Origin of the sequence: Fulvivirga imtechensis AK7 (assembly GCF_000331535.1) — a bacterium.
Lineage (GTDB): Bacteria > Bacteroidota > Bacteroidia > Cytophagales > Cyclobacteriaceae > Fulvivirga > Fulvivirga imtechensis.
This window is the reverse complement of record NZ_AMZN01000025.1, coordinates 15389-35560: the sequence shown is the minus strand read 5'-3', so window position 1 is coordinate 35560 and position 20172 is coordinate 15389. Positions and strand designations below refer to the sequence as shown.

Below are 20172 nucleotides of genomic sequence, written 5' to 3'. Positions count from 1 at the left end.
AAATATGAAAGAATATAACGGGCTTGAAATAGCAGTTATTGGAATGTCAGGCCGTTTTTCAGGGTCAAACGACATAGATGTTTTTTGGAAAAACCTGAAAGAAGGAATAGAATCCATTGAGTTTTTTAGTGATGAGGAATTAATTGCTAATGGCGAGGATAAAGGTTTGATTAATCATCCACTGTATGTTAAGGCCAATAGCTACTTAAAAGATAAGGAATTTTTTGATTCAGCCTTTTTCAACTATCGTCCGGATGAAGCCAAATTAATGGACCCCCAGATGCGAATTTTTCATGAGTGTGTCTGGAACGCTCTGGAAGATGCGGGTTGTAATGTTCAGGAATACGATGAAAATATTGGACTATTTGCCGGAGGATCATCTAATTTAAATTGGATGAACTATGTTATGATCTCCAGTAACGCGGACCTGGTCGATGGGTTCACGGTAAATCAATTAATGAGCATTAATTACTTGTGTGCCCGGGTAGCATACTCATTGAATTTGCGCGGCCCATCAATTTATATAGATACCACCTGCTCAACATCTTTGGTGGCTATTCAAAAGGCCTGTATGAGCCTTTTATTGCAAGAGTGTAAAATTGCTGTTGCCGGTGGGGTGAGTGTTACCGCCCATTCGAAAAAAGGATATCTTTACCAGGAAGGAATGATTAATTCAAAAGACGGTCACTGTCGTACATTTGACAAAGATGCCAGTGGAACCATCGGAGGAGAAGGCGCTGGTGTGGTTGTTTTGAAGAAGCTGACGGAGGCAATAAAAGACAAAGATCATATTTATGCCATAGTAAAGGGGAGTAGTGTCAATAATGACGGAGCTGAAAAAATGTCCTTTGCTGCTCCAAGTGTTTCCGGGCAGTCTCGCGCTATCATAAAAGCCAGAAAAATGGCAAAGGTAGAGCCGGAAAGCATAAGTTATTTAGAAGCTCATGGAACAGGTACTGCTTTAGGTGATCCAATAGAGGTAGAAGCGTTGAATTTTGCATTTGGCAAGAGTAAGAAGAAATATTGTGCACTGGGTTCTGTAAAAACAAATATTGGACATTTAGATGCTGCTGCAGGTGTTGCAGGGTTTATAAAAACTGTGTTGGCCATTAAACACAGGCAGATACCTCCTAGTTTAAATTACAAAAGTCCCAACCCGGAGATAAACTTTTTTGAATCACCATTCTATGTGAACACGGAACTAGCAGAATGGAAGAGTGACAAATATCCATTAAGAGCCGGAGTAAGCTCCTTTGGTCAGGGAGGGACAAATGCCCATGTAATATTAGAAGAAGCACCTCCAGAGACTTCTTCACCTTCTGGTAGATCACATCAATTATTGAGCGTATCTGCAAAAACTCTCAATGCACTTAGACGCAATATCGAAAATCTAAAAAATTTTTTAGATAGGAACAAAGACAAAAATCTGGCGGATATAGCTTATACCTTAAAAGTCGGCAGAGGTTCATTTGCCTATAGGAAAACCATCGTCTGTAAAGACCATGAAGACGCTATTAAACAGCTTTCATCCATAAATATTGATGAATCGCTAAAGCCATTGGAGGATAATACCAAGTCAGAAGTAGTATTTATGTTTCCGGGTCAAGGATCTCAATATATAAATATGTGTGCGGATTTATACAATAGTGAGGAAGCCTTCCGGTCTGAGATAGATACATGTTTTGATATAGTTAAACGAAAATCGGGAAAGGACCTAAAAAAAATTCTTTTCTCGAAAGATAAAGGTTTGATAAATGAGACAGAATATGCTCAACCCATTCTCTTTGTAATAGAATATGGGATAGCTCGCTTGCTGATGCATTGGGGGATAAAACCTGATATAATGATAGGGCACAGTATAGGTGAGTATGTAGCGGCTTGTTTGAGTGGAGTTTTTACACTTGAAGACACTCTGAGTTTAGTTGTAAAGCGGGGAGAGTTAATGCAGCAAATGTCCACAGGTAGTATGCTAAGTGTCTCTATTTCAGAAGCAGAAATAGCGCCTTTTTTGAAAAAGCACAAATCTATCTCGCTGGCGGCGGTTAACAGTTCCTCATCTTGTGTCGTGTCAGGGTCCAGGGAGTCTATTAACAGCTTCAAATCGAAAATCGAAAAGGCAGGTTTTTTGAGTAAAGAAATCCATACATCTCACGCATTTCACTCCCATATGATGGATGGAATGTTAGCCGATTTTGAAGACACTATCAAGAAAACCAGAATATACCCCCAGCAGTTACCTTTTATATCAAATCTTACTGGGAAAAGAGCGGCAGACAGTCAGTTATCTGATCCCAAATATTGGTTGGACCATCTTCGTTATACCGTAAAGTTTTCCAAAGGTATAGAAGAGGTCATGCTTGATAAGCATGTCTTATTTGTGGAGGCCGGTCCTGGAAAGACATTGGGCTCCTTTGTAAGAGCTAATGAAAGCTTTGGGGACGGGCATAAAATTATTAATCTTATAAGACATGCCAACGAAACAAAAAATGACACTTCCACTATACTCTCGGGGTTGGGAAAACTATGGCTAAATGGGAAACGGCCTGACTGGCAGAGATTTTATACCGGGCAAGATCGCAGAAAAGTCTCGCTTCCCACTTATTCATTTGATAAGATCATGTATCCGGTGAATGTGGATGCAGCCAAGATGGTCTCAGAAATGGTCTCAGATAGATCCTTGATAAGGAATGACATAACCAATTGGTTCTATACTCCCACCTGGAAAATTTCGAAAGAAATACCAGCAAGCTCTGGCTTAGAACCAGAAGTACGTATATTGGTATTTTCAGATAACTGTGGAGTTAGCGATGGCTTTATATCGAAATTGAAGCAAGCGGGTGGGCAGGTGATCCAGGTACAAATAGGAGATGAATTTGACCAGGTAAAGCCTGATGTTTATGTCATTAATCCGGAAACTACAGGGGATTATAAAAAATTATTCAAAAGTCTGTCCCGCTCCAATCGACTACCGGACCAAATATTGCATAGCTGGGGTATTCAGGATGACAATGACAAACGAATGTTGCAGGCTACATCGCGATTGGAATACATTACGCTCTATAGCCTATTAAATGTAACTAAGGCATTACAACGTTCCGGAACATTGAAAGAAGTTACAGTACTCACCAACGGCATACACAACGTATTAGGACAACAAGATCCCTCGGCACCGTCTAAATCGCCCTTTCTTGGGTTATTAAAAGTTATTGGTCAGGAAAACCCGGAAATATCTACAGGTCACATTGATATTTCATTGAGTGAATTTAAGGATGACCAATCATTGTTGTCTAAACTCTATTCTGAAATATTACACAGCAACTCCGGCAAAGTGGTGTCATACAGGGCTTCTTGCAGATGGACTCAAGTATATGAATCAGTAAAAGTGAAGCCAAATAATTCTCCTGAAAACTTCAGAGATCAAGGCGTTTACCTCATTACTGGTGGGTTAGGAAAGTTTGGGTATACCATATCAAAGTATCTCAGTAAAGGTTTTTCGGCAAAGCTTATCTTGATTGGTAGGGAGGCATTACCTGAGAAAGAAGTATGGAATGCTTACCTGAACGACAGAGCTTCCCCGGAAGGTACGAAGGAGAAAATAAAAAAGATATTATCCATTGAAGATCAGGGAGGAGAGGTGCTTTATTTGTCTTGCGATATCTCTTCCAGTGAAGAATTTTCTAAAGTGTTGGAAATTTCTGAAAAAAAATATGGAAAACTTAATGGAGTTTTCCATGCAGCAGGGGTGACAAACGGTCATTCGATTAGTGCACTTGACGATTTGGACAAGGAAGATTTCGAAATTCAGTTCTCCTCTAAGGTAGAAGGATTGATGACACTGCAGAAAGCTCTTAGTAATCAGGCGCTCGATTTTTGTCTTTTGACTTCATCCTTGGCTTCAGTACTCGGCGGGCTAAGGTTTGGTGCCTATGCTTCTGCAAATACGTTTATGGATTATTTTGTGCAATCTCATAAACAAGATGATTTACTAAAAAATTGGATCTGTGTAAATTTTGATAGTTTGAGTTTCGACCATGAGATAAATGATGCTGTAAATATAGATGAATTACCAGATGTTATTAATTATGTTTTATCGAAGAAGGAATTACATCAATTGGTTGTATCAACAAGGGAACTCCAAACTAGACTTGATCAATGGATTAATAAAAGCAGTTTTTATGAAAAGTTAGAAGAAGAGGAAGCTTCAAGTGATATTGAGCAACTTGAAAAGTTTATACCTGAGAAAGGACATTCAGTAATCGAGAGTCGTTTAAAAAAATTATGGCAAAAGTTTTTTGGCAGACCGAATATTGACTTGGATGACGACTTCTTTGAAATTGGTGGAGATTCTCTAAAGGCATTGACCATGATAGCGCTAATCAGCAAGGAGTTTCATGTTGATGTCTCTTTAGTAGAATTTTTTGAACAAGCAGTTTTAAGGAATTTGAGTGCCTTTATTGAAGGTGCGGATATTACAGGTCATTCAGACATAAAAAAGGCTCCGGAAAAAAACTATTACACTTTATCCTCCGCTCAACGCCGGTTATACATCCTTTATGAGCTAGACAGAGACTCATTGGCCTATAACATACCACAGGTAGTGAAGTTGGAAGGACATGTGGATCGGGAGAAAGTAGAAGATACATTTAAGAAGCTCATAGCTCGACATGAAAGCTTACGCACCTCCATTGTTACAGTAGATGACGCACCCTTTCAGCAGGTGATGGATGAGGCGCCCTTTTCGCTGGAGTATTATGAGTCTGAAGCGTCAGGTTTTACATCTATCATAAAAAGATTTATTAAACCGTTTAATTTAAGCAAGCCGCCATTCATTCGTGGAGGCTTAATTAAGCTATCAACTGATGTACATCTTTTGATGATAGACCTACACCACATCATTAGCGATGGAGTGTCGCAGGGAATCTTGATTAAAGATTTCATGGCGTTGTATAAAAAAGAGAAACTTTCAGCCTTGAGACTTCAGTATAAAGACTACGCTGAGTGGCAGCAGAGTGCTGAGCAGCGGGCTTTATTGGCCGGACAACGCGAGTTTTGGAAAAAGGAGTTTGCCGAAGAGGTGAGTATACTGGATCTTCCGGCCGATCATTCAAGACCTCTGGTTAAGAGTGATAAAGGTCATAATGTACTCTTCACCTTAAATAAGGAAGAAACTGAAAACCTCAGAAAAATGGGGGATGAAGTCGGAGCCACAATGTTTATGACCGTCTTTTCAGTTTTTAATATTCTTCTGAGTAAGCTCAGCGGTCAGAATGATATTACGGTAGGTACTCCTGTAGCCGGGCGGGATCATGCCGATTTGGAAGAGATAATGGGTGTCTTCGTCAATACATTGGCTATACGAAATAAAGTAGATCTGGAACGGGATTTTATGACATTCCTGCTAGAAGTGAAGCAAAAAACACTGGCCTGTTTCAGTCACCAATCTTTCCAATACGAAGAATTGATAGAAGAACTGAGCATATCGAGAGATACCGGAAGAAATCCACTTTTCGATGTAATGTTTACTTATCAGAATTTTACGCAGGATGCATTGGTCATTCCAGGTCTTAGATTGCAACCTTATGACTTTAGCCATTATTCGGCTAAAGTAGACCTGGAATTATCTGTTGTGGAGTCTGACAACGAACTACAACTTTATTTTGAATACTCCACGGATTTATTTGAGCGAGAAAGGATTGAACAGTTTTTCGGTTATTTTCATCGTATTGTTATCGAAGTGACCTCAGCCCCGGATAGACCTCTGTCTGCAATTGACATTTTATCAGCAGAGGAGCGCAAGCAGATCTTTGATGATTTTAACAATACAGATGTTAGTTACCCTTTGGATAAGACTTTTATAGAGCTATTTGAAGAGCAGGTACGACAATATTCTTCCTCTATAGCGGCTTTTGATCACGATAAGGAGCTCAGCTATTTGGAACTAAATGAGCAAGCAAATAAACTGGCTAATACCTTGTTGTCAAAAGGTCTGACGGTGGAGATGCCGGTAGTTGTTCTTTGTGAACGCTCAGTAGATATGTTGGCAGGTATATTAGGAATATTTAAATCTGGAGGAACTTATATACCTTTATCAGTAGAGTACCCAGTTGCTCGCATTGAACAGGTATTAGAAGATGCCCGCCCAAAGTTTTTAATGACTACTTCCTCCATTTTAAATAAAGAAGTGTTAGCAACACTAAGCAGAGTAGTACCGGGCCTTCAGATAATATGCATGGATAAGTGGGATGGGCAAGGAAATTCAGTCCAACTAGATCAATTTACGGTATCCGTCACTAGCAGGGAAGAGTGGCAACAAAACATTTCAAAGAATCCATTAGTTGGCGTACAGCCGGCAAATTTGGCTTATATCCTATACACATCCGGCTCAACTGGCGTACCCAAAGGAGTGATGATCGAACATAGAGGAATGCTCAACCATCTGCTGGCGAAGAGGGACGATTTGCGTTTGTCTGCAGATAGTATTGTATCGCAAAATGCTTCGGAGACCTTTGATATATCTATATGGCAATTTCTATCTGCACTGATAGTGGGGGGTAAAACCATAATCTACTCAAGGGAGAGAATATTAGAGCCAGAGAAATTCTTACACCAATTACATGAGGATCAGATCACAATACTTGAAGTTGTTCCGTCTTATCTATCGGTTCTGCTGGGGCATCTTGAAGAGCTTGAGGCAGGTAACCTGTTTACCCATTTATCTTATTTGCTAGTAACGGGAGAAACATTACAGAAGAAACAGGTAGAAAGGTGGTTAAAGTTGTATCCTCACATCAAAATGGTCAACGCTTATGGACCTACTGAGGCTTCAGATGATATTACACATTGTATAATAGAAGAGGTGCCACAGACAACTACAGTACCCATAGGAAGGGTACTGCCCAATTTACACATATATATTATAGATGAATACATGAAGCTTTGTCCTGTTGGCGTAAAAGGAGAGATAGTGGTGTCCGGAATAGGTGTAGGGCGCGGTTATCTTAATCAGCCGGGAAAAACAGCGGAGGTCTTTTTAGATGATCCGTTTGCACCTGGTGAAGCGGTGAGAATGTATCGTACTGGAGATGTTGGCCGATGGTTGCCTGATGGCAATATCGAATTTTTCGGAAGAAAGGACCATCAGGTAAAAATAAACGGACACCGTATTGAACTTGGAGAAATAGAGAATTGTCTGACCGAAAAAGAGGAAATCACTGAGGCTGTTGTTCTCACAAAATATCATACAGGAGCGCAATACATGGTAGCGTACTTCGTATCAGAGATAAGTATTTCTGTGGAAGAACTTCGAAACTTCCTGCTGGGTAAGTTACCCGAATACATGTTGCCTTCATACTTTGTTCATATGGAGGAGTTGCCATTAACCCAAAATGGAAAGGTGGACCGTAAAAAATTACCGGACCCGGAAATTGTCGCAGGAGAAGATTATGTGGCCCCATCTAGTGACATAGAAAAGGTACTAGTTGAGATTTGGAGTGAAGTGCTGAATATAGAAAAAGAGGTTATTAGTGTTTCAGCCAACTTTTTCGAACTCGGTGGCCATTCCTTAGTAGCTACTACTCTGGTAAACAAGATATCAAAACGCTTTGAGATGGAATTTAAACTTACAGATATATTCACAAGGCAAGACATTAAAATGCAAGCCGCATTTATAGAACTCAATAGCTGGTTGTTTAAATCAGAAATGACCAGTGATGATACAATTGGAATAACAATTTAATACTAAAAAGCTGTTTTCATAGCCATTCAAATATATTTCCCATTCTGCGGATATTCTCAGAATGGAACTATTGACGTTATAAAAAATGGAAAAACTACTAGCCAGGTTGAAAGAGAACAAGGTAAGCATCAGGATAGATGATGATAATAACCTGAAACTTGAAGTGCCCAAGGGTATTGCAAGTAACGACATTATAGAAGAGGTTAAAGCAAACAAGGAGGCATTGATAGCTTATATCCATGAAAGAAAGGTCCTGTTGAATGGCTCATTTGCTATTGATAAGGCGCTTGAAAAAAGCTATTATACACTATCCTCCGCACAGCGAAGAATGTATTATCAGTATGAGTTGGATAAATCATCACTTGCCTACAACATTCCGGAAGTGGTGGAGTTGGAAGGGGAAGTGAACAAAGAAAAGGTAGAAGAGACATTTATAAAACTCATAGATCGTCATGAAAGCCTGCGAACGAGGATAATAACCGTAGAAAATGAACAATTTCAGCAGGTATTAGATAATGTTAATTTCTTTATCGAATACATCGAAACAAACCAATCGGATATAGTTCCTTTGATTCAAGCATTTATCAGACCCTTCAACTTAAGTGAGGGGCCTCTAATACGTGTCGGTCTGATAAAATTATCAGAAAGGTCGCATATACTAATGATAGATATGCATCACATCATTACTGATGGTATATCCCAAACTATAATGATCAAAGATTTCATGTCTTTGTACAATGATGAGCAACTTTCACCATTGCCAATTCAATATAAGGACTATGCGGAATGGCAGCAAAGTGCCGACCAGCAGGCGCGGTTAGCCAGCCAGCAGAAGTTTTGGAAGGAGCAGTTTTCAGAGGAGGTAAGTCTGTTGGATCTTCCAACAGATTATCCGCGTCCACAAGTAAAGAGTTACAAAGGGAGTACAACAACCTTTACAATTGGAAAAGAGGAAACTAAGAGAATAAGGCAAATAAGCGAGAAGGCTGGAGCCACAATGTTCATGACAGTACTCTCCCTCTTCAATGTGCTGCTGAGTAAGCTGAGCAGCCAGGAAGATATAACTGTGGGCACTCAAGTGACCGGGAGAAATCACGCAGACACAGAAGGCGTTATGGGTGTGTTCATTAATGCGCTCGCCCTTCGCAATTACCCGAAGGGTGATCTTAGTTTTAACGATTTTTTGGAGGACGTGAAGAGAAGGACACTTTCATACTTTGAAAATCAGGCATATTCCTTTGAAGAATTAATCAAAGAGCTTAGGATCGGACGAAATAGCAGCCGTCATCCATTATTTGATGTAATGTTCATGTATGAAAATCCAAATGTTGATGAAGCATTTTTCATCCCTCAGGTTTCGCTAAAATCCCTTAACTATGGCCACGATTTTACAAAATTTGATTTAACCCTTACGGCAGGGGAGTTACATGGAAAATTACACCTTGCCTTTAATTATTCCACTGCGTTATTTAAAGAAAATACTATTGAACGATTCGTGACTTATTTTAAGGGCATTATCCATGAAATTATTACCGATACTAACAAGAGGATATCACAAATAGACATATTACCGGACGCTGAACGTAGCAGAATTTTGAACGATTTTAATGCTACTGAGCTGGAATACCCCCGAAAAAAAACTATTGTTGATCTTTTTGAAGAACAAGTAAAGAGTCAGCCGGATTGTCTTGCCGTTATCCATAATGAGCGGCAGATGACATATAAAGAATTGAATGAAAGATCCAATCAGCTTGCACGGTATCTGCTTTCGTATGGTGTTGTGCCAGGCAGTGTGGTGGGATTACTGCTGGATCGATCTTTGGAGATGATGGTGGGCATAATAGGAACTTTAAAAGCCGGAGCAGGTTATTTGCCTATCGATCCCAATCTGCCCGAACAACGGGTACAGTACATGCTTGATCAAAGCAGAGCCACACTGCTTCTTTCCAATCAGTGCTATATGGAACAACATTCGGCGTATCTGCCGGTGAAAGATATATGTTCAGAAGATTTGTATGCAGGAGAAAGAGAAAATGTAGGGGTAAATATAAAAGCTACGGATTTGGCTTACTGCATATTTACTTCCGGTTCCACAGGCTTGCCGAAAGGAGTCATGATTGGGCATAGAAGTGTGATCAATTTGGTGAAGGGCCTGGAGCAAAACGTATATAAAAATCATTCTCACAGGCCGCTGCGCGTAGCCCTACTTGCTTCTTATGCCTTTGATGCTTCCATGCAACAGATTTCAGGGGCTTTATTACAAGGACACAGCCTTTACATTAGTGATGACTTGGATCGTAAAGATGGTAACAGGCTTATAGATTTTTACAACAGAAATAAAATTGATGTCTCTGATGGTACTCCTACCCATTTGCGTTTGCTGACCAGCGCTTTGACTACTAACAATTCCCTGAGAACTCTGGGTAGTTGGATACTAGCCGGAGAATTTTTACCTAAGGAATTGGTTAGTGAATTTTATGAAAAAAATAACAATGCTAAAGTACAACTGTATAACTTCTACGGGCCTACAGAGACATGTGTAGATTCAACTGGCTATAAGGTGGATCCTGAAAAATTGAATGATTATACCACTATACCTATTGGTAAGCCACTGCCTAATGAGCGTATTTACATTACCGATGCATATGGTAACTTAGTTCCTGTCGGGGTTACCGGCGAACTCTGTATTGCAGGGGATGGCTTGGCACAGAGATACATGGGTGACGCTGACTTAACTTCTGACAAATTTCCGGAAGATTGGGTTAAGGGTGAGCGGCGTGTTTACCGTACAGGAGATCTGGCCAAGTGGCTACCTGATGGTAATATTGAGTACAAAGGACGCATAGACCATCAGGTAAAGATCAGAGGATACCGTGTGGAGGTGGCAGAAATCGAAAGGCAGCTTAACGCTCATCATTTGGTAAAAAACGCGGTTGTGCTATTTGAAGAGCTAGCGGAAGAAAAGTTTATAGTTGGATACTATGTGTCCGATGTAGTACTTGATATTTCCGAACTCAGGCAACACATGGCCGAAATTTTACCGGAATATATGATACCCTCATATTTTGTTCACCTGGAAAAAATGCCACTAACGGTAAATGGCAAGGTTGATAAAAAGGCGCTGCCGACCATTGATGTCAATCAGGAGGGTAGATATGTCGCTCCATCCAATGACATTGAAGAAAAACTAGTGCAAATATGGTCGGAGGTATTGAAACTGGATAAGGATACCATTAGCGTAAATAGCAGGTTCTTCGAATTGGGAGGGCATTCGTTGCGACTGGTTTTTCTGGCCAACAAAATTAAACAGGGATTTAGCGCTGAATTTACACTGGCACAGTTGATAGAGTATCAGACAATCTCCAGCTTAGCCAGAGCCATACAACAGTCCCGGGAATCAGAATATAAACCAATCAAAAAAGCTTCTGAAAAGGCTTTTTATGATCTTTCTTCAGTACAGGAGCGACTTTATTTTTTATATGAGTTCGATAAGAACTCACTGGCTTACAATATGCCCCAAGTGCTGGCACTTGAAGGCGAAGTGAATAGGGCTAGGGTAGAAGAAACTTTTAAGAAGCTAATAAAGCGGCATGAAAGTTTACGCACAGCTATTTTAGCATTAAATGAAAAGGTGGTGCAGCAGGTAGTAGACGGGTTTTCTTTTTTCATAGAATATCATGAGCCTCTGAATGATGATCTAGACACCATAATAAAATCTTTTGTCAGACCTTTTGATCTGAGTAAACCACCTCTTATAAGGGTTGGTTTGGTCAAACAATCTAAAGGGTCGCATCTTATGATAGTCGACATGCACCATATCATTACCGATGGGGTGTCGCAAAGTATACTGATCAACGACTTTATGGCCTTGTACAACGGGGAGAAACTGCCCAAGGTTGAACTACAATACAAAGATTTTGTAGAATGGCAGCAAGAAAATGAGAAACAAGATAAATTGAAAAATGATAGAGAGTTCTGGATGAAGGAATTTTCTGAAGCGGTAAGCGTGCTGAACCTGCCTACAGACTTCGCCAGGCCCAGGGCACCAAGTTTTGAAGGAAATCATGTGTCTTTTACTCTTAGTATGGAAGAAACTAACCAGATGAAGGCCATAGCTGACAAGGTAGGAGCGACTTTGTTCATGACAACACTTTCCATTTTCAATATCTTGCTAAGTAAACTTAGTAACCAGCGGGATATTACCGTAGGTACACCTGTGGCTGGCAGAGACCATGTTGATCTGGAACATATAGTGGGTATGTTCGTGAATACCCTGGTACTGAGAAATTATCCAAGAGATGAGATGAGCTACAAGGATTTCCTAACAGAAGTCAAAAATAGTACTTTAGCTTACTTTGACCACCAGTCATTTGCATATGAGCAACTTGTTGAAGAACTAAATATTGTAAGAGATACGAGCAGGAACCCATTATTTGATGTGATGTTTATATTCCAAAACTTCGACCAGGACGAGTTAACTATTCCAGGACTGAAGCTCAAGCCATACAAGGAAGTGCATCATACCGCCATGTTTGATCTCACACTCATAGCGGGAGAAGTTGAAGAAGAATTACACTTAAGTTTCAACTATTCTACTGATTTATTTGAGCGTAAAACTATTGAGCGGTTTATAACATATTTCCATCAAATAGTGGCCGTAGTAGCAAATAATAATGATGTGAAGTTGTCAGAAATAGACATGATATCTGAGCAAGAGCGGTATGACCTGCTTCACACATTCAACAATACATCTGTAGATTTTCCATGGAATCACAGCATTGTCGACCTGTTCGAGCTACAGGTGGCCAATACACCCCAAAAAATCGCTATATATGATGCGGAAGAGTCTATTAGTTATTCTGATCTAAATTCAAAGACCAATCAGCTTGCACACCATCTTTTACAAAGCAGGATTGGTAATGGTGACGTAGTGGGTGTTATGATGCAGCGATCAATAGATTATATTATCAATATTCTCGCTGTTGTAAAGAGTGGAGCTACTTATTTGCCATTGGATATAGCCTATCCAAATGAGAGGATCAATCATATTTTAAGGGACAGTGAGGCAAAAGTACTTTTGTCAAAGGAAAATATTCTGTCCAAAAAATCGCTTAATGCAAATTGTACTGTATACGACTATAATATATTAAAAGAGAAAATTGAGCATTTGGATACAACTAACCCCAAGGGTTGTCTGATTAAGAATATCTACATGATGTACACATCAGGGTCTACAGGGGTGCCAAAGGGTGTAAGAGGATCTCACGAGGGGCTACTAAACAGACTATACTGGGGCTGGAACCAATATCCAGCTTCTGATAATGAAGTCTTTTGTTTTAAGACTAGTATTAGTTTTGTAGACCATGTGGTGGAAGTGTTTTCTCCCTTATTGTCAGGTATTACCTTAAGGATCTTTGATGATACCGAGATCCTGGACGTAGAGAAAACGTATTCTTTAATAGTTAAGGAACAAATCACCAGGATTACACTGGTGCCGACCTACCTTAAGGCCTTACTTGACTTAAAAAGCGAGGAAGAGCTTACCAGTCATTCATTGAAGTATGTTTTTTGTAGCGGAGAGTATCTGCCTTTTGAGTTGGCCAAACGCTTTTACCGAGAGTTTAGCGGTGCTACACTTGTAAATATTTATGGTTCAACAGAGGTAAGCGCGGATGCCACATATTACAATGTGGAAAGGTATCATGTGGAGGATGTCTTGAAATATTTTAAAAAGTATAGCTATTTGACTAATAATTTATTTACAAATCATCGTATCGGGTATAAGTCAGAAGATAATAATATTACGCTGCCGGATGTAAAGTTAGAAGAGGTAGCCAGAAATTTCAGAAATACCAGAGTTTCAGAATATCCTACTAGTATAGAGGAATACTTTGCATCTTTCAAAACAAATGTACTGCCCTACTCTGTAAATACCGCATCCCCAAGGTTTATAGGGCATATGACATCAGTATTACCAGACTATGTACATGACATTAGTAAGTTGGTTTCTCAGCTTAATCAAAATCTGGTGAAGATCGAAACATCAAAATCCTTTACCTTTTTGGAGCGAGAGGCCATTGCAATTCTTCATCGTATTTTTTACGACTTTCCCGACGATTTTTATCTCGAGTATGTCCAGCAGCTAAACGCCAACCTTGGCATTATTACCAGTGGGGGCAGCATTGCTAATATGTCTGCTATATTGAGTGCTAGAAATAAGCTCCTTTATGATCAAAATGATAACGCTACTGATAAAAGTATCTATCACCTACTCAAATCAAAGGGATATGAAGATATGGTGATATTGGGGTCTAGATTGATGCATTATTCCTTTAGCAAAACCGCATCATTTCTTGGTTTCGGTAGAAAGAATATTTTGTATGTGGAAAGCGACACTGGCGGTAGATTGAGGCTGGATGATCTTCAGAAAAAAATAGACATATGTAAAGAACAGAACCTGCTGATTGTGGGCTTGGTAGGTATAGCCGGTGCCACGGAGACCGGAACTATTGACCCTTTAAAAGCAATGGCAGAGATAGCCCGGAAAAATAACATTCATTTTCATGTGGATGCGGCTTGGGGAGGATTGCTAAAATTTTCGGAAAAGTACTATCGTCTGATAGATGGCATTGAACACGCTGATTCTATCACATTCTGTGGTCATAAGCAACTTTTCCTGCCGCAGGGTATAAGTATCTGTTTATTTAAAGATCCCCATCAACTCAATCACAATTCCACTGAGGCGAACTATCAAGCCAGAGCTGATTCATATGACTTTGGCCGTGTTACACTGGAAGGTTCAAAGCCTGGCTTGTCGCTTTGTTTACACGCTTCTTTAAAAATTTTGGGTAAAAAAGGGTACGGACTATTGTTGGAGCGGGGTATTGATTTGGCACAGAAACTTTCGGAACTGATCAAAGTGACAGACTGCTTTGAGTTTATTTCAAATCACATTAATATCGTCAACTATCGATATTTACCTAAGAAATATCGTCACAAAATTAATTTTTCTGAAGGTGAAAATGATGTAATCAATGCGATCAATGCCAGAGTACAGGAGGCACAATTTCTAAGGGGAAAAACATTTATCTCTAAAACAAAAGTCGCGAAAAACAATAGCGAATTGGTTGTATTTAGAGCTGTACTCTCAAATCCGTTAACCACTCACCAGGATTTGGAATGCGTATTAAAAGATCAACTTGCAATAGTCAAAGAAATTTACGGAGAGGACAACTTATTAGGCACACCCGATGACAAGCAAGAACAGGTTATAGGAGAAATTCAACATGAGGCAAGAAAAATCCCTATCGGTAAACCCATAGCCAATACCAAAATCCTGATCTTGGACCGAAATAGAAAATTGCAACCCGTGGGTGTTGCTGGTGAACTATGTGTAGCAGGGAAAGCATTGGCTTTTGGATATTTTAACAGCCGGGAACTTACCAGTCAAAAATTTATCGCCAACCCTTATGGTGAAGGAGAGAGATTGTACTGTACCGGTGACTTAGCCAGGTGGCTGCCAGATGGTAACATAGAGTTTATGGGAAGAATAGATAATCAGGTAAAAATTCGAGGAAACCGTGTAGAACTTGGGGAGGTAGAAAGTCAGTTATTAAGCCATGAGGATGTAAACGAAGCCATTGTAATAGCAAAATCTTTGGGCGAGGACCCTTACCTGGTGGGGTATTATCTTGCTGCAAAAGAATTAGATACTAATGAGTTGAAGGATCATTTATCGTCTCACCTGCCCGACTACATGGTGCCTGCTCATTTTGTATATCTGGAAAACCTGCCTCTATTACCCAACGGGAAAATCAATAAAATGAAACTTCCGGACCCTGAAGTTAGCGCCGGTGAAGATTATGTGGGAGCAGGTACTGAGATTGAGAAAAAGCTTGTGACCATTTGGTCGGAAATACTTAAGGTGTCTGAGGAAGCTATAAGTACAAATGCCAGCTTCTTTGACCTCGGTGGTCAATCGATTCGGGTACTTCAACTGATCAATAAGATACAGAAGACTTTTTCGGTAAGATTGGAACTTAAGAAAATCTTTGAAAAGAATACGGTTGTTGCGATAGCCAGGTTGATAGAGGAAGCAGAGCCAGAGCATGGAACACCTTTACAAAAAATAGGGATCAGAGAATTCTACCCGACTTCTCCCGCTCAAGAAAGAATGTATTACACTTATATGCTGAATCAGGATAGCCTGGCGCGCAATATTAATGAAGCTCTTGAGCTCGGTGAGAATATCGATATAGCGCGACTTGAAAAAGCTTTTATTGCTTTAATTAACAGACACTCAGCACTTAGAACCTATTTTGAATTATCAGATGAAGGTGTTGTGCAAAAAATAATTCCTACAGCAGATTTTGCATTGGAATCCATTACATGTAGTAGTCCAAAGGAATTGGCGATCGCATTTCGCAAATTTATCAAACCATTTGATTTATCCATGTGTCCGCTTATTCGTGGAGCAATAGTTTGTGGGTTGGATAAAACCTTTCTGTTTCTCGATATTCATCATATCATTTGCGATGGTACATCCATCAATATATTGATAAAGGACTTAAAAGACTTGTATTATGAAAATGTTTTGGATGAATTGGAGTATGAATACAAAGATTTTGCCGTGTGGGTAAGAGAACAAACGGATGGTCGGCAGGTACATAAGGATTTTTGGACTAGAAAACTCTCAGGTAATTTAAATAGGCTGAATTTACCCATCCTACAGGAACGGGAAAATGTGCAGGAATCTATATGGAACACTACCGTATTTCAACTTGAGAATGATCAGTATAACAAAGTGAAGATTTTTATCGAAAAGGCTGGGGTATCGGATTTTATGTTCTTTCTGGCTGTATATTATATCATGCTCCACAAGGTGACGGGCGATGAAGATATTATCGTGGGTTCTGATGCACAAGGGAGGTCATCAAAAGATTTACAAGAAATCGTTGGGACTTTTATTAACATCCTACCATTGAGAATGCAAATAGATAGCAATCAAGATTTCATAGAGTTTTTAAAAGCAGTTAAAGAATGCGTATTGGAAGCTTTGGAACATCAGGATTATCCGTACGATCAGATGGTTTCGATGCTCAGTACTGATACGAACCAACTTGTAGACGTACACTTTGCTTTCTCCAATGCCTTAGATAGTGATAGTGAGCTTGAGAGCCTGCAATTTAAAAGTGTGAACTTGCTAGAGAGAACCACTGGTGAGTATGAGTTCCAGGTTGAGGTTTTTGAAGAACAAAATAACCAGTTTCATGTGTCATTTATTTACAATACAGCATTATATAATGAAGATACTGTAGGTATTTTTAAAGATTCATACAAGAGCATTGTGAGCGCTGTTTTAGAAAATAGAAGTATTGAAATTGAGAAGATAGATATTGAACCGGCTGGAAAGGATTTAATAGGCCTTTAATCAATTAAACAAAGTATTGACTTTTAAAAGTATATCTAATGGAAACATTCATCAATCATGAAAGTATGGTAAATTTGGGCACAGAGGTAGAGATCTTTATGCCTTCAAAAAAGCAACCATTTTTGGTAAAACCCAGAAGCGGGAAAATAGGTAGTGAGTGGATAAAAGACCACAAAGATCAAATAAATCAACTCCTGCTAACTCAAGGTGCAGTACTTTTACGAGGGTTTGATATTGGAGGGGCTGAAGGATTTAATGAAGCTTTTTCGGGTTTGTTTGGGGAGCCTATGGAATATAAGAACCGCACATCTCCTCGAGAGCAAGTTTACAATAATGTATATACATCTACTAGCCATCCTAAAGATCAAGTCATCCATATGCATACGGAAAATTCTTATTCACTTGCTTTCAATAGGATCATTGCCTTTTACTGCCTAATACCTCCGGCAGTTAATGGAGAAACACCTATTGCAGATGAGAGAAAGATACTGACAAACCTAAAAGAAGAAACCGTTCAGAAGTTTCGGGAAAAGAAAATTCAGTATTTGCGAAATAGCATTCCAGGAGTCGGCCTTGATTGGAGAACCATCTATCAAACGGATGACCGCGAGGCCGTTGATCAGTATCTGGAAAAAAATGGATTTGAATATGATTGGCTTAGTGATGAACATTTGCGAGTGCGTTGGGTTCTGCCGGCTGTCCAGAATCACCCAATTACTGGTGAAGAGATGTGGTTTAACCACTTGTATTTTGGCTTTAAAGCCCACTATGATCCAGAGGTGTTAGATTATTTTAATGAGGAAGACCTACCATTCGTAACGTACTATGGTGATGGCAGCAACATTGAAGATGCTGTGGTGCAAGAGTTCCGAAATTTTTATGAAAAGAATTCAATTGTTTTTAAATGGGAACAAGATGATTTCTTACTTTTGGATAACATGATGTTTTCTCATGGCAGAAACCCATTCGAAGGGGAAAGAACCATTCTTACAGCTATGGCGCAACCTTGCGAATTTCAAATATAAATGAACAAAGGTCTAAAGATCAAAATGAACTTTAGATTCTAAAATAAGGTCCAGAGAAAGCGTCTCTATTTCAATTTAAACCCATCAAATTATGTGCGGTATATGTGGATTCGTGAAATACGGCAATAGAATGTCCTTTGAAGATCATCTAGTTCTGAAAAAAATGAATAGTAAACTTATTCATCGGGGGCCGGATGCTCAAAATACATTGATGTTTGATAATGTTGCTTTTGGGTTCACACGGTTGAGTATCATTGGTTTAGAGAATGGCATGCAACCTATCTACAATGAGAGTAAGGACATTGTGCTTATTTGCAACGGGGAAATCTTTAATTACATTGAACTGAAACAGAACCTGAAGTCAAGAGGTCATCTATTTACCACAGATTCTGACGTAGAAGTAATCATTCATTTGTACGAAGAAAAAGGTACAGATTTCTTAAATGATCTTAATGGACAATTTGCTTTTGCTCTTTATGACAAAAAGAGAAATGTTCTGTTTTGCGCCAGAGATCAAATGGGTATAATACCGTTCTTTTACACTTTCGTAAAAAATACTTTTATTTTTGGGTCGGAGATTAAGGCTATATTAGAGCATCCTTTGGTTGCTGCCGAGGTGGATTTAGTAGGACTTGACCAAATAATTTCTTTTCCGGGACTGATAAGCCCCAGGACTATGTTTCGAAATATTCATAGCTTGGAAAATGGTCATTTTTTACTTGTAGATGACCAGGCGAAAATTACAGACATGGAATATTGGGATCTTCCTTACGAACAGCATAACCATGATGTGAAGATTAAGAGTGAAGCTGAATATGTGGAGGAGCTTGGATACCATTTTGAGAATGCAGTTAAGCTGCGTCTTAGAGCGGACGTCCCCACAGGTTTTTACCTTAGCGGAGGACTGGATAGCTCGATGATAGCTATGAAAGTGGACCAATTTTTAGGTAAAGGTATCAGAAGAGCGTTCTCTATTGACTTCCCGGATTCCCAAATTTCTGAAGCTAAATATCAAAATTTAGCAGCAGAAAAGTCTCATGCCAGCCTCTACCAGAAGACTTTTTACTATAGTGACATTAGTGAACGATTACATGATGCCGTTTATCACTGTGAGTGCCCAATAAAGGAAACCTACAATACCGCTTCGCTTCACCTCTCTCAGGCAGTGAGAGATAATCAGTTAAAAGTGATTCTATCAGGTGAGGGAGCGGATGAGTTTTTTGCCGGATATGTTGGGTATCGTTTTGACAAAATGAGGGAGGAGGGATTATCTGATAGTAATAATCTATCGCAGGAAGAATACAATCTTAGACGTCACGTGTGGGGTGATGGTGATTTTTTTTATGAAAGTAACCTTCAGGATTTGACAGCGTTGAAAAAAAGTCTGTATTCTAACCAGCTAAGGGCTTTTTTTGAAGATATTAATTGTATGGAATATCCTATAATAAAGAAGGAAAAGCTCCTGCAAAGGGATACTTTACATAAAAGATCCTACATGGATTACAAACTTCGGTTGGTAGATCATCTGATATCGGATCACGGGGATCGTATGGCCATGGCTAACTCTGTAGAGGTACGGTATCCTTTTTTGGATAAAGATCTGGTAGAATTTTCTACCACAATTCCTTCAAAGTTTAAGCTGAACAATTTCACGGAGAAGTACATTCTTCGGAAACTCGCTGAGAAGAGTGTGCCAAGAGAGATACTGGAAAGGGAGAAGTTCGGATTCGTGGCTCCTGGAAGCCCATATTTATTACAACGTAATATTGAATATATTAACGATATTCTTTCTTACGAAACCATTAAAAGGCAGGGTTTTTTTGACCCAAATCTTATAGAACGACTTAAAAAGCAATATAGCCAGGATGGATTTTTCCTAAATGTTCCGTTCGAAACTGATCTCCTGATCATCGTTATAACCTTTGGAATATTTTTAGAACAGTTTTTTGAAAAGAAGGTCCCGGCATTATCGTAATAAAGTT

4 protein-coding genes are annotated in these 20172 nt (G+C 39.4%); all 4 read left to right on the top strand.

What is annotated here, in order from left to right; translation table 11 throughout:
- Nucleotides 1-4: 4 nt before the first annotated feature.
- The 4 genes from C900_RS07485 (at nt 5) to asnB (ending at nt 20165) form a co-directional block, all read left to right on the top strand.
- Nucleotides 5-7735: a hybrid non-ribosomal peptide synthetase/type I polyketide synthase gene (locus C900_RS07485; RefSeq protein WP_009579117.1), complete on the top strand. Its 7731-nt coding sequence runs from the start codon at nt 5-7 to the stop codon at nt 7733-7735.
- 85 nt (nt 7736-7820) lie between these two features.
- Nucleotides 7821-17165 carry a non-ribosomal peptide synthetase gene (locus C900_RS28200; protein WP_009579116.1) on the top strand — a complete coding sequence of 3115 codons (9345 nt, stop codon included), beginning with the start codon at nt 7821-7823 and terminating at the stop codon, nt 17163-17165.
- Nucleotides 17166-17287: 122 nt separating this feature from the next.
- Nucleotides 17288-18190 carry a TauD/TfdA family dioxygenase gene (locus tag C900_RS07475; protein WP_157493935.1) on the top strand — a complete coding sequence of 301 codons (903 nt, stop codon included), beginning with the start codon at nt 17288-17290 and terminating at the stop codon, nt 18188-18190.
- 91 nt (nt 18191-18281) lie between these two features.
- Nucleotides 18282-20165 carry an asparagine synthase (glutamine-hydrolyzing) gene (gene asnB, locus C900_RS07470; protein ID WP_040496074.1) on the top strand — a complete coding sequence of 628 codons (1884 nt, stop codon included), beginning with the start codon at nt 18282-18284 and terminating at the stop codon, nt 20163-20165.
- The last annotated feature ends 7 nt before the right edge of the window (nt 20166-20172 follow it).